A 12,805-nucleotide genomic window follows, 5' to 3' on the forward strand; every position below is an offset into this window, starting at 1 on the left:
CTTTTTGGGTTCAGATCATTTTCAATCAGGACGTTTTTTTATTTTCACTAAGATATGGCATTGTGTTTGTTCATTATTGACAAGTTAATTGGAGTGTAAAGTGGGAGACTCCTCGAAAATTGAACTTCAAATTTTCTTCGTGCGATGTGTCGCTGCCGTAGCCTTCCTTGTCCTGTGGGACAGGCGGGCAGGCCGAAAAGTGGAAGTGGCTCGTTTAGCCCCGACAAGCAAAAGGGAAATGAGCTGGGAAGGGGCACTTTGCCTTCTGGATCATTTAGCTTTTGACCTCGAGGGGCTAGTCACTGCCACTAGACAAGTGAGACACTTAAGAGTGAAACGTACGAATGTGGCTCACCGCCTTCCCCGTGTAAAGCGGTCACCTGGAACGGAAATTAACCTCTCACAGTCGGAAACAGCTTATTTCAACTCTCCAAAACTTTGTTGACGCAGCGCTTCATAGATTAAGATCGCAGCTGTATTCGAAAGGTTCAATGAACGAATGTGTTCATTCATCGGAATGCGCAGACACCTTTCCATGTTTGAATCGATCACTTCACGCGGAAGTCCCTTCGTTTCTTTTCCAAAAACAAAGAAAACATCCTTCTTCGAATCAGAGTAATCAAAGTTTGAATATGTCTGTTCACCGAATTTGGTGATATAGTAAAACTCTCCGTCTGGATATTCATTATAAAAAGCATCCAAAGAATCATGATGAGACAATTTCACATGCTCCCAATAATCAAGGCCAGCACGCTTTAAGTATTTGTCCTCCAATGAAAACCCAAGTGGATGAATGAGATGCAGATGTGCACCTGTTCCTGCACACGTACGTGCGATGTTTCCTGTGTTCGCAGGAATTAATGGTTCAAATAAAACAACATGTATAGCCAAAAAGCTCACCTCAAAAACAATATTCCAATAAGTACTTATTATAGCACTTTTTTTGGAATATCACTCTCTGAAGGCAAGCTTCTTCTTAAAGAATATGAAAAAATTTATATTGAATGCGCTTTGTGTACGCCGTTGAATCTTCATAACCCCAATATCTCATTCTGCTGTTTGTTGTATGAGCATTTACGAGTGGTTCTCCAGAAGGATCCTTTGCGACCACAATCGTCGTATGCTGATAATGGCCATCTCCATCAAAGTCATAACAGATTACGTCTCCAGGTAAAAGAAGATGCGCCGCTGATTTCTCCTGCGCTTGAAGACTTGATTTTGAGCCGCTCAAATACCATCTCATTGCATTGGCTACTGACCAACTATAGCTCCAAGAATTATTTCGCATCCACCAGCCCTTCGATTTAATAGATTGAGAAGTCATCGGTATGCCACCTGCATGTAGACTTTGAGAAATATAATTCGTGCAATCATTCTCAAAAGATTTATAGGCAGGATTAAACGTATTCCACCATCTCTCTGCATAGCGTACAGCAGCAAGTCTATCATAACCGCCCTTCGTTGGTGCGATCGATTCGTTCTCCCGCTCGATCTTTGGAAGTTCTCTGTAGTTACCTTCCACATTCACAGGTTCATCACTTTTCATATCCCCATCTTGAAAAGTAGCACGTCGCTCTTGAGAGATCTCTTCCACATAGAAATCAAACCCATGTTTGATCAAGAAGCTATAATGCACCAAATAATTCACCTGAACCTGATCCTCAGACTCGGTCGTTCGTAATACGCTTCCGTTCGTTTGATTGTTCACGATAAATGCATTTCTATCGGTATACATTTGTTTTTTTCGAATAAAGCTCTCTTGTTCTTCTCGTAAAAAGAAACCTCTTCCGTCTGCATCTGCATGTATCATCCATTGAGATTGGTTTTGGATATAAGCTTTAAGTGTTTCCATCCACATCAGACATCCCTCCTGCTTCTACTAACATATGAGTGAGATATCAAAAAAAAGAACCCTTTAAGGGCTCTCTAGGATGTCTTCTTGCAGCTGTTCTGTTCGATCGATAACAATATTTCTTTTTTATCTAATCCCCCGCCATAGCCTACAAGTGCTCCATTACTTCCAATCACTCGGTGACATGGAATAAAAACAGGTACGGGATTTTGGTTGTTCGCGCTGCCTACAGCTCGAACAGCCTTTGGTGCACCAATGCCTTGAGCCACTTCCTTATACGAACAAGTTACGCCATAAGGAATACTCGTAAGCTGGTTCCATACCTTTTTTTGAAAAGCGGTACCAAATAAATCATAGTTCACACTAAACTCATGCAAGTTGCCTGCAAAGTAAGCGTGTAGTTGTTGAACGGCATCATCCAATCGTTCAGGAGAGCGTATAAGTTCTCCTTTAATAAAATGTTTCGCCATCCATGAACGTAAAGTTGGAAGGTTATCCTCCATTGAACCAAAATCGAGACGGCAGATTCCGTTCTCCGTTGCAATGATTGTTAACGGTCCGATTACGCTTTCCATTTCTTCGTAATAGAGTAACGTTTTAATCTGACACATAATTATCCCTTCTTTTCATTACTTGACCTTACTATATCGGACACTTCAAACATATGCGATTACGAAATTTCATGATTTCGGACCATTTTCAGTCCCTTTTCAATCTCTAACGTGACCAAATCGTCTTTTTCACGCTCTTTTGCAGATAATAGTTCTAACTCCGCCTTTTCCCCGCCAATCTTACCAATCGCCCATGCTGCAGTTCCTCTTATGACAGGTCGTGGATCATGTTTAAGGACCTTTAATAAATCCGGAATTGCTGTTTCATCTTTAAAATGAGCTAAAGCGATAATCGCATTTCGCTGAATAGGCTTTTTCCCTCTCCAGCTGCCTGAAACATGGCCGAATTTTTCTTTGAACTCTCTATTGCTCATCGACAACAATGGCTTTAAAAGGGGTTTCGCAATCTCTGGGTCAGGTTCCATTTCCACATGATGATGAAAATCTTTTCCCTTATTTTTAGGACATACTGTCTGACACGTATCACACCCATATAAACGGTTTCCGAGCTTATCTCTATACTGATCAGGCAGGAATCCTTTCGTTTGCGTTAAAAAGGCGATACATTTTGACGAATCAAGCTGTCCTCCCTGTACAAGAGCGTTAGTCGGGCACGCATCGACACATTTGTTACACGAACCACACTGATCTTCCATTGGAGTGTCTGCAGGGAATGAAATGTTTGTAATCATTTCTCCGAGATACATATAAGAACCAAACTCCGGTGACATGATCGCACAATTTTTTGCACTCCATCCAATTCCGGCCCGTTCCGCAACAGCCCGATCAGATAGTTCACCTGTATCTACCATCGATCTCACAGTGGCTTCTGGAATTTTTTCTATAATAAAAGCTTCCAGCAATGAGAGCTTTTCTCTTAATATATGGTGATAGTCTTTACCCCATGATGCTCTGCAAAAAATTCCTCTGCGTTCACCTCGAACACTTCTTGGAGCATCTTTCATCCTGGAGGGATATGCGAGAGCGATCGAAATAATACTGGAAGCTCCAGACAAAAGCCGATCAGGCTCTGTTCTTTTTTCAATATCACTTTCTTCAAATCCTGATTGATAGTTAAGGTCTTGCTGTAATCGGAGACGTTCTTTGAGCTCAGCAAATACATCAGCATGTGCAAAGCCAATTTTGTCGATTCCGATTTCTTTACTATATGCAACGATCTCTTCCTTCAACTGGGCACTTGTCACGCATATCCCTCCTTTACATTTATTTTCCACAAATATGATAAACTACAATTACATAAAAAAGAAACGGGGTTACATGATGATCACAATTAATCCTAAACTAAACGAACTTGTCCCGAATTTTAAAATAGGCACAATTACATACCATAATATCGCGATTAGCGAATCACCGCAAATGATTAAAGGCAGGTTCCAGCTATTTACAGAATCCCTCCGACTTGAAGAAAAAAATGTTGCCGATTACCCTGGTGTCGTAGAGTATCGCAAAGTATTCAAATCATTAGGAATTGATCCCTCTAGATATCGTCCCGCTTCAGAAGCGTTGTTACGAAGGGTGTTAAGCGGAAAGGACCTACCTCCGATCAATTCTGGCGTCGATGTAAACAACTTTTTCTCAATTCGATTTGCGATTCCGATCGGTCTTTATAACCTAGATAAGATTCATGGTGAAGTGGAGATTCGTATTGGTAGTGCTGAAGATACATATGAAGGATTAAACGGACGTGAGATGAATATGAAAGGTAAGTTGCTGTCTAGAGACGATGTTGGTGCCTTTGGCAGCCCAATCGTCGATTCAAAGCGCACGATGGTGGATGAGAGTGTTAAAAATGCTCTGCATGTCGTGTACCTACAGCCATCTATGGATAAAAGTGAAGCTTATGAACTCTTGGAATCTATGGCCAAGATGTTCACTCAAGTGAACGGCGGAAGTGCTGAGATTCAGGTGATTTAAACAGTTGTTTAAATACGAAAAGCTCATTTGGCTACAATTTTTTATTAAATACAGCTGATGTCGAATGATGTAGACTCGTCGATATAGCATACAAACTCGTCATTATAATGTGGAAATTGGTGAATATATTGTGTGAAAGTTTCAATAAAATAGGAAAACTCGTCAATATATAAAAATTGCGCTTTATAATAAAAAAAATGCAGGGCTTCATTGGATCAACGAAGCCCTGCATTAAAACCTACAACTAACTTGTTCTATATATAAGCAGCAAGTAGGACATTTATGACAAGTTCTTTAAACTTTCTTAAAAAAAAATCACCTGCCTAAATATTTTTATTACTCTACTAACGTATATCTCACGGACAATGTTGCTTCAATCTCGTCCCCTTCATCCAATTCAAACACATATTCAGGAAGAAACAGGTCATCCCCTCTGCCTAAGATGATATTGACTTTACTTCCCCCGTTCACAAAGTAATTTCCAAACCCATTCACTGGTTCTACTTTATATCTCCCTGGAGCGATGTCTTTACCCACTATAAAAACGCCGGCTACTAATGTTCGTGGCTCCTTCTTCTTAATTAGAATGCCTTTATTTAATGTATCAAGTTCATTTTGTTTATTTGCGATCTCCCCGCTAAGTTTTTTCAATTCATCTTTCTTTGCATTTACTTGAGTACCTAACTCATCCACTTCTAATTGAATCGCTTCTTTTTGGCCTACCATCTCAGTAACTTCATCAAACCGTATTTGAAGACCATCCAATTCAGCTTGTTTACTGCTTTCCTCTTCTTCCATCGCTTCAACGTTTTCTTCTATACTTTCTAACTCTTTTTGCCATTCTTTGATCTCACCATCAATTTCACCTGCTACAACCTTTTTATCTTTGAGAAGAACAGAAGCTTTGTTGTAACCTATTGCGTGCGCTGAAAAAGCGGTAATTGCTACTAAAACCAGCGCCATTAAGCTAAAGTAGACCCACTTCTTCTTAAACATCGATAATTCCCACTTCATAAAATCTCCCCCTTATGATGAGATATGTATGGCTTTGGAACTATTTTATTTTCTTAAAAAAACAATATGCTTTTTCATAAAAATAAAAACCCCTTAAAAAAGGGGAATATTATCCTATCTATAAATATCGAAATAATACAAGGATAGAAAATACAAAAAGTATGATCATGACCAACAACAAGCGAAAAGATTGAAAAAGTCTGATCATCAGTCCATTAATCATGTGCATGTAATGAAAAATATCAGCAGTAATAAAGAGGATTGAAACGAAGGAGACGGTAATTAAAATCAGGCAGACTGTGGCACGCCGGTCTCTATACATCAGAGTAATAACCTCCTTTACACCTACATATTCAGTGTACAAGAAGAAGATTCAAAAAAGTTCCCGGCTTGAGTTGCCAGGAACTTTGTATAACATTATGAGATTATTGTCAGCCAGCTAAATCTAGATTTTTCGGTTCACTTTTTGTTTTTGCAAACAGATAGACTGCGATCGACAATAAACTAAAACTTAATAGATAAATGAACAACACACCCACATTTGAAAAAGCAGAACTTGTGCTATCTAATGAGATCAATGCTTTAAACCCTGCTATTGAATACGTGAACGGCAAGAATTCACTCAATGAGCGCAGGTTCTCTGGCAGCATATCGATCGGCAAGTTTGCACCCGTCGTTGAAAGCTGCAAGATCACTAAAGCGAACGCAATAAAACGTCCGATGTTTCCTAACGACGCAAACAATAAGACAATTCCTGTGAATACTAAACTTACAAAAACCGCAAAAGCTATAAAGCCAAGTGGGTTTCCGGTCTTCACATTTAAGACAAGTAAAACGACTGTTGAAAGAAGTAATGCCTGTACAACAGCAAGTGCACCTAGGTTCATGAATTTAGCACCGAACCAAGAGAATGCTGAAATTCCTTCAGGCTTCTTAAAGTTGATAAACATAGACATGATTAAGATGCCCACAAACAACGCTAAGGAAAGAACATAAGGAGCTGTTGAATCACGATAGAGTGGATATTTATTAACCGTTTCACTCTTCAATTCAACAGGAGAAGAAAACATGCTCAAGTTCTTATCATTCGCCGCTTTAATCGCTCCTGTTTTTTCAGCACCATCCTTAAGGCCAGATGATAGCTCGTTACTTCCATCATTTAATTTCCCTGCACCATCATTTAATTTTGTAACACCTTCCGTTAAGTCGCCCCAGCCTTTTTCAACTGTTGCATTTCCATCACTAACTTGTGACATACCAGCGTTAATCTTTGTCGCACCGGATGTCAGATCACGCCATCCTTTTTCAACAGAAGAGTTACCTGCTGATACTTGGCTTGCGCCATCATTAAGCTGTGATGCGCCTTTTGTCAGAGACGTCCAACCCGTATTGACCGATTGGTTTCCTGCAGCAATCTGCGAAGTTCCCTCGTGCAGCTCTCCTACCTTACCTACCATCGTGTTCCAGCCACTCTCAATAGACGCGGTCCCTTGTTGAAGCAAAGGTACCTTTTGGCTTAATGTAGCAACACCGTTATCCACTGACGTTTGGCCAGCTACAAGCTGATTTACCCCATCAGCGACAGACTTTGGATTAGGTACAGCATTTGCGGTAAAAGCTCCCGCGATTTTTTCAGCTCCCTGTTGTAGTGCCTGGAGCTTTTGTGCTTTTGCAGGATCAGTTGCAGCTGTCGTAATAGCTTGGCTTGTACCATAAATTTTCATAAAAGCAGGATCATTTTGCAGTTCCGGATGCTGCTTTAAGAAAGCTTGAAGATCTGCTGACAAAGCTTGCAGCCCCTTACCTAGGTTTGCAGATTCAACTGCCACTTGAGCAACACCTTGAGAAATCTGTTGTGTTCCAGGTGCGATTTCGTTCTTTATCGCACTTTGAACACCTTTCAGTCCCGTTAAGATCCCCGTTGTCCCTGCTTTTAATTGAGGTATGTTCTCCCCGAGCTGTTTTGCACCAGCTGCAAGATCTTTTACTCCTGATTGTTTATCTTTTAAATTTTGTAATAAAAGTCCTGTCCCTTCATTCGCTGCAGCTGAACCTGCTGCGAGCTTCGAAATATCACCCGACTTAGATTGAAGGGACGAAAGCAGTTCTTTCGTACCAGCACTTAGTTGCGATGAACCGTTAGCCAGTTTACTAATATCCGGCTGTTTCGCTGAAAGAGAGCTTGCCATCTGTCCTACACCATTTTTAAGTTCTTTTGCACCACTTGCAAGCTTTGATATATCAGCAGCTTTATTTGTAAGCGATTTCAAAAGTGTGTTTGTTCCATCACGAAGATCTGTCATCCCCGTATTTAATTTTGCAGATCCGTCTGCAGCTGATTGAAATCCTTCAGATACATCACCGAGACTGGCAAACATATTGTTCGCATACTTCTCAGTAATTTTATCTCCTAGTTTTTCTCTTAGCTTTTCAGTCGCACTTCTTGTTACTTGTGCTGCCATGAAGTTTAATCCTTCGTTTTGAATATACGTAAGTTGAAGCTTCTCTGGGTTATCACTTAAAACGGTTGTTACTCTTTGTGAGAAATCCTCAGGAATCTCAATAACCATGTAATACTTAAGACTATCGAGGCCTTCTTTTGCTTCCTCATCACTTACAAATTCCCAACCGAGATCTTTTCCTTCCTTTAAGTCTGCGACCAAATCTTTTCCTACATTGATCGGTTCATCGTCCGATAATGCACCCTTGTCCTTGTTGACTACAGCAACAGGCAAGTTCGACAAGTTGTCATACGGTCCCCATTTTGGTGATAGAAGTATACCACCATAGACGACCGGTACAAGCAACGCGGCAATGACTGAGATCAGCAGACCCTTTTTACCTGCCAACTTCGCCATTTCCGCCATAAACAAACGAAAAGCGTTCATCCCTTTACCCCCGTTCTCCCCAAAAATAAATACATTCTGTAAAAATGAACAGGTATTCACTTCTACTAGAATGTATTATTCGAAAGAGACAAGAATAAATCCTTCTTATTTATCAGAAAATTGTAAAATATTAAATAATATTAAGGTAGTAAGTCCTGTTATAATGTAAGATTAGATAAAAAAATGTATATTAAGTGTGAATCAACGGCTCTAATAGTCCCATATCTAAACAGGTGCTGAGTGATAATTTCTTTTCTTTGGATTGAAAGGTTAACGTCACGAATTCTTCACTGAGCTCAGTTATTTCTCCAGGTCCAAATACACGGTGAGTAATGGTGAGACCAACTTGTAATTCTTCCTTCTTTTTAATACTATTCGGATTGTAAGGAACTCCATTTATCTTTTTCACTTGTTTTTTTATGGGTTCAGATTTCATCAATCTTGTCGGATCTAATAAGTTTTTTACATCCGTAACAAACACAGACTCTTCAACTTTTTTCCCATCTCGATATGGATACGTAACTAAGGTTAATTGTTTCTTGGCACGAGTCATCCCTACGTAAAATAACCGAGCTGCTTCTTCTAACAATAGATGGTCCGTGCGATCTTCTTTAGATGGTATGATTCCATCCACTACATCAATCATATACACTTTCTCAAATTCGAGCCCTTTAGCACTATGAAAAGTAGAAAGTGTTATGGCTTCATGTCCCTTCTTCTTTTTTGCTGTCTTCAAAACAACTTCGAGGTGTTTTAAGCGTTCAGCAAAATCCTGAAGGCTCTCAAGATCTGTTGCAATTTCTTCTAGTGTGTTTAAGATGCCCACTAAATAATCCATTCGAAAGCCAAGGCTCTTACTGATCTTTTCAATTGCCTTATCGTAACCTAAACCATCTCTGATCACCCGTATAGCTCCAAGAGGCTTCATATCTTTCATTTCTTTAAACGTTTCTTTACTTGTCTTCAGAAGTTTAACTTGATACTCCTGCAATTTCACATGATTTAGCAGATTATCAAATACAGAATCGTTATTGTTCAATTGCTTTAAAGCTAGCATCTGTTGCTTGGTTATATAACCATTAAACTTCAAATGAATTTTTTCTAAAATGTCTGGCCGCTTATCGGTAAAGGCCATACGCATAAAATTCAATATATCCTGAACCACCCAATGTGAAAAGAAACGATTATCGGCATCTTTCATATAAAAAGGAATTCCTGCACGATCAAAATCATTCATCAAACCAATAGATGACGAATTATTTCGATATAAGATGGCGATTTCTTTTAGATGAACATCGTCATTAAGTTCCAGGACCAAGTATTTTGATTGTTCCTTAAAATTCACGAGATGTTTCACTTCAATCGGTTGCTGCGAAGGATTTTGAGTGAACATATTTTTTTCATATCTATTTTTATTTCTTTTAATGAACGAATTAGCAACGTTAACGATATCCTCAGATGAGCGATAGTTCTGCTCCATAAACAAAATAGATGCATCACTGTACTTTTCCTTAAATTTAAGTAAGTAGGAAGGCTCAGCACCTCTCCAGCTATAGATGGATTGGTCATCATCGGCCACAACACATAAATTTCTATGAGTAGAAACCATTTTTTCTATAATGGAATGCTGCACAAGCGACGTATCCTGACTTTCATCGGTTAAGAAATAGTCGTATCTGTTTTGATAATGACGTAACACCTGCGCATTCTTTTCTAATACATCATTTCCGATTGTGAGCATATCATCAAAGTCTAACAACACATGATGCGAATCAGAACGTTTGAGTTCCTCATATTGTTTAAATATCTCTTCAGCCTTTGGAACATCACAAGAAACTTCTGACCAACGTTCGATAGGTATCATTTTGTTTTTAATATAACTAATATAAGTGGTTAGCTCCTCCATTTGATCCTCGGTTACGTTTTCCCCAACAACGGACTTGAATAAATGTCTTAGCATAAGTTTTTTGTTGTATTGAAAGTTTCCTGCCGAACCTGCCTTTTCATCTGAATCGTGATCACCCTCTATAATTGTAAAGGGGATTCCTAATTTTCTATAATGATTCCTGACTACCTCAAAAGCAAAGCTATGAATAGTTGAAAAGTCCACAGAAGGAAGCTCAGGATAAAATCTTGTGAAACGCTCTTTCATGTCATTAGCTGACGCCTTACTGAATGTAACAGCCTTGATACGCGACGGATGAACTCCTTTTTCCATAATCAAATAACCGATTCTCATAATGACTGTGGTTGTTTTTCCAGAACCAGGTGAAGCAAGTAATAGAAGGGGTCCTTCTGTCTTCATAACAGCATTCTTTTGAACATCATTTAAAATAATGCCTAGATCATTTTTCATTTTATTGAAGAAATCTCTCATTGATCAGTACCCTTTCGTAACTTGAATATATTCATCGTTAATTGAAGTATAAAGTTTAAAAGCAAATAAAAAAACTCCCCACAAAGGTGAGAAGTCTTAAGTTTAAATGTTAAGTTAAGTAAAATGGTACCGGTGGTCGGGGTCGAACCGACACTCCAGAAGGAACACGATTTTGAGTCGTGCGCGTCTGCCAATTCCGCCACACCGGCATTTGAATCTTTTTAAATTGGAATTTATGGAGGCGGCACCCGGATTCGAACCGGGGGATAAGGGTTTTGCAGACCCGTGCCTTACCACTTGGCTATGCCGCCAGAAAACAAAAATGGAGCGGAAGACGGGATTCGAACCCGCGACCCCAACCTTGGCAAGGTTGTATTCTACCACTGAACTACTTCCGCAAACATTTAATTAACTTATAATATGTTGTTAAAATCATCTTATGTTATAAAAATAAAAATGGCTGGGCTAGCTGGATTCGAACCAACGCATGTCGCAGTCAAAGTGCGATGCCTTACCGCTTGGCTATAGCCCAAAATTCAAATGGGGCGGACGAGGGGAATCGAACCCCCGAATGTCGGAACCACAATCCGATGCGTTAACCACTTCGCCACGACCGCCACAGTATTAAAATTGGCAGGGGCAGTAGGAATCGAACCCACACCAAAGGTTTTGGAGACCTTCGTTCTACCTTTAAACTATGCCCCTATATAAGGAATAAAAGATGGTGGAGGGGGACGGATTCGAACCGCCGAACCCGGAGGGAGCGGATTTACAGTCCGCCGCGTTTAGCCACTTCGCTACCCCTCCACAAATGAAGACAGGTTTTATTATAAAATATAATCACCCTGTTTTTCAACAAGTTTTTTGTTCCAATTCAGGAAGAAAAAACTGGTGCCGGCTAGAGGACTTGAACCCCCAACCTACTGATTACAAGTCAGTTGCTCTACCAATTGAGCTAAACCGGCAAAAAAAATGGTGGCTCGAGACGGAATCGAACCGCCGACACGAGGATTTTCAGTCCTCTGCTCTACCGACTGAGCTATCGAGCCAAGAAAAAATTCTTGGTGTTATAAAGCCACCGTTTAAATAAAAATGGCGGACCCGACCGGGGTCGAACCGGCGATCTCCTGCGTGACAGGCAGGCATGTTAACCACTACACCACGAGTCCATTCATGAAATAAAATTGGTTGCACCCTATGGGTGCTACTGATATTTCATGGTCAAGAAGTAATCTCGACTTTGATCATGAAATAAAATTGGTTGCGGGGACAGGATTTGAACCTGCGACCTTCGGGTTATGAGCCCGACGAGCTACCAGACTGCTCCACCCCGCGATGATTGTAAGTATCGGATGATGAATCCGATAGTATGTCGTCTCTTCCTCTACACGTAATTCTTTGATGTGTATCCGTCGAGACATGTCGCTGTGATTTCACCGAAGCTTATGCTCCATGCTCCACCCCGCGATGATATATATGATATAAAAGTTAATGGTGGAGGATGACGGGTTCGAACCGCCGACCCCCTGCTTGTAAGGCAGGTGCTCTCCCAGCTGAGCTAATCCTCCATATTTAAAATCATTATGTATAAGTGGTGACCCGTACGGGATTCGAACCCGTGTTACCGCCGTGAAAGGGCGGTGTCTTAACCGCTTGACCAACGGGCCAGTTGTTTTTTTTAGAGAGTATGTATCTGGCGGAGAGCAAGGGATTCGAACCCTTGATACGGGGTTGACCGTATACACGATTTCCAATCGTGCTCCTTCGACCTCTCGGACAGCTCTCCAATATGGCTCCACAGGTAGGACTCGAACCTACGACCGATCGGTTAACAGCCGATAGCTCTACCACTGAGCTACTGTGGAATATGTATTGGCTCAGCGACGTCCTACTCTAACAGGGGGAAACCCCCAACTACCATCGGCGCTAAAGAGCTTAACTTCCGTGTTCGGTATGGGAACGGGTGTGACCTCTTTGCCATCATCACTGAACCAAATTATATTGAGAGATGTTCTCTCAAAACTAGATACGACGTTTCCAAACGTTATGCTTTTTAAGGATAAGCCCTCGACCGATTAGTATCTGTCAGCTCCACGTGTAACCACGCTTCCACACCAGACCTATCAAC

At 40.6% G+C, this 12,805-nt stretch carries 8 protein-coding genes, 15 tRNA genes and 1 rRNA gene; 1 reads left to right on the top strand and 23 read right to left on the bottom strand.

Annotated features, from left to right (window positions below; genetic code table 11):
* Nucleotides 1–417: 417 nt before the first annotated feature.
* The 4 genes from trmL to queG form a co-directional block, all read right to left on the bottom strand.
* Nucleotides 418–891: a tRNA (uridine(34)/cytosine(34)/5-carboxymethylaminomethyluridine(34)-2'-O)-methyltransferase TrmL gene (gene trmL / locus P4V41_RS03555; protein ID WP_328083471.1), complete on the bottom strand. Its 474-nt coding sequence runs from the start codon at nucleotides 889–891 to the stop codon at nucleotides 418–420.
* A gap of 85 nt (nucleotides 892–976) precedes the next feature.
* Nucleotides 977–1,858 carry an amidase domain-containing protein gene (locus tag P4V41_RS03560; RefSeq protein WP_328083472.1) on the bottom strand — a complete coding sequence of 294 codons (882 nt, stop codon included), beginning with the start codon at nucleotides 1,856–1,858 and terminating at the stop codon, nucleotides 977–979.
* A gap of 68 nt (nucleotides 1,859–1,926) precedes the next feature.
* Nucleotides 1,927–2,463: a methylated-DNA--[protein]-cysteine S-methyltransferase gene (locus P4V41_RS03565; protein WP_328083473.1), complete on the bottom strand. Its 537-nt coding sequence runs from the start codon at nucleotides 2,461–2,463 to the stop codon at nucleotides 1,927–1,929.
* 59 nt (nucleotides 2,464–2,522) lie between these two features.
* Nucleotides 2,523–3,668, bottom strand: coding sequence for a tRNA epoxyqueuosine(34) reductase QueG (gene queG / locus P4V41_RS03570; protein ID WP_328083474.1), 1,146 nt, complete (start codon nucleotides 3,666–3,668; stop codon nucleotides 2,523–2,525).
* Between the two features lie 76 nt (nucleotides 3,669–3,744).
* Between queG and P4V41_RS03575 the strand changes: the two genes are divergently transcribed.
* Nucleotides 3,745–4,398: a B3/B4 domain-containing protein gene (locus P4V41_RS03575; protein WP_328083475.1), complete on the top strand. Its 654-nt coding sequence runs from the start codon at nucleotides 3,745–3,747 to the stop codon at nucleotides 4,396–4,398.
* A gap of 336 nt (nucleotides 4,399–4,734) precedes the next feature.
* Here P4V41_RS03575 and P4V41_RS03580 read toward each other — a convergent pair whose 3' ends face one another.
* From P4V41_RS03580 to rrf, 19 genes are all read right to left on the bottom strand, one after another.
* The gene (locus P4V41_RS03580; RefSeq protein ID WP_328083476.1) at nucleotides 4,735–5,412 is read right to left on the bottom strand and encodes a hypothetical protein; all 678 of its coding nucleotides are present in this window, start codon (nucleotides 5,410–5,412) and stop codon (nucleotides 4,735–4,737) included.
* 431 nt (nucleotides 5,413–5,843) lie between these two features.
* Nucleotides 5,844–8,300: a YhgE/Pip domain-containing protein gene (locus P4V41_RS03585; protein WP_328083477.1), complete on the bottom strand. Its 2,457-nt coding sequence runs from the start codon at nucleotides 8,298–8,300 to the stop codon at nucleotides 5,844–5,846.
* A gap of 190 nt (nucleotides 8,301–8,490) precedes the next feature.
* Entirely contained in the window at nucleotides 8,491–10,677 is a 2,187-nt protein-coding gene (locus tag P4V41_RS03590; RefSeq protein ID WP_328083478.1) for an ATP-dependent helicase, read from the bottom strand.
* A 124-nt stretch (nucleotides 10,678–10,801) separates the two neighbouring features.
* A tRNA-Leu gene (locus tag P4V41_RS03595) sits at nucleotides 10,802–10,886 on the bottom strand.
* Nucleotides 10,887–10,913: 27 nt separating this feature from the next.
* Nucleotides 10,914–10,988 (bottom strand) — tRNA-Cys (locus tag P4V41_RS03600).
* A gap of 12 nt (nucleotides 10,989–11,000) precedes the next feature.
* A tRNA-Gly gene (locus tag P4V41_RS03605) sits at nucleotides 11,001–11,075 on the bottom strand.
* Between the two features lie 59 nt (nucleotides 11,076–11,134).
* Nucleotides 11,135–11,209: transfer RNA gene (locus P4V41_RS03610), tRNA-Gln, on the bottom strand.
* A gap of 9 nt (nucleotides 11,210–11,218) precedes the next feature.
* Nucleotides 11,219–11,294: transfer RNA gene (locus tag P4V41_RS03615), tRNA-His, on the bottom strand.
* A 14-nt stretch (nucleotides 11,295–11,308) separates the two neighbouring features.
* Nucleotides 11,309–11,382 (bottom strand) — tRNA-Trp (locus tag P4V41_RS03620).
* 17 nt (nucleotides 11,383–11,399) lie between these two features.
* A tRNA-Tyr gene (locus P4V41_RS03625) sits at nucleotides 11,400–11,484 on the bottom strand.
* An 82-nt stretch (nucleotides 11,485–11,566) separates the two neighbouring features.
* Nucleotides 11,567–11,642, bottom strand: a tRNA-Thr gene (locus tag P4V41_RS03630).
* Nucleotides 11,643–11,650: 8 nt separating this feature from the next.
* Nucleotides 11,651–11,726 (bottom strand) — tRNA-Phe (locus tag P4V41_RS03635).
* 44 nt (nucleotides 11,727–11,770) lie between these two features.
* A tRNA-Asp gene (locus P4V41_RS03640) sits at nucleotides 11,771–11,846 on the bottom strand.
* A gap of 89 nt (nucleotides 11,847–11,935) precedes the next feature.
* Nucleotides 11,936–12,012, bottom strand: a tRNA-Met gene (locus tag P4V41_RS03645).
* A gap of 157 nt (nucleotides 12,013–12,169) precedes the next feature.
* Nucleotides 12,170–12,245: transfer RNA gene (locus P4V41_RS03650), tRNA-Val, on the bottom strand.
* Nucleotides 12,246–12,269: 24 nt separating this feature from the next.
* A tRNA-Glu gene (locus tag P4V41_RS03655) sits at nucleotides 12,270–12,344 on the bottom strand.
* A 27-nt stretch (nucleotides 12,345–12,371) separates the two neighbouring features.
* Nucleotides 12,372–12,463: transfer RNA gene (locus tag P4V41_RS03660), tRNA-Ser, on the bottom strand.
* Nucleotides 12,464–12,467: 4 nt separating this feature from the next.
* A tRNA-Asn gene (locus tag P4V41_RS03665) sits at nucleotides 12,468–12,542 on the bottom strand.
* A gap of 10 nt (nucleotides 12,543–12,552) precedes the next feature.
* Nucleotides 12,553–12,668, bottom strand: a 5S ribosomal RNA gene (gene rrf / locus P4V41_RS03670).
* Nucleotides 12,669–12,805: the final 137 nt, after the last annotated feature.

Origin of the sequence: Fictibacillus nanhaiensis, assembly GCF_036213205.1 — a bacterium.
Taxonomy (GTDB): domain Bacteria; phylum Bacillota; class Bacilli; order Bacillales; family Fictibacillaceae; genus Fictibacillus; species Fictibacillus nanhaiensis_E.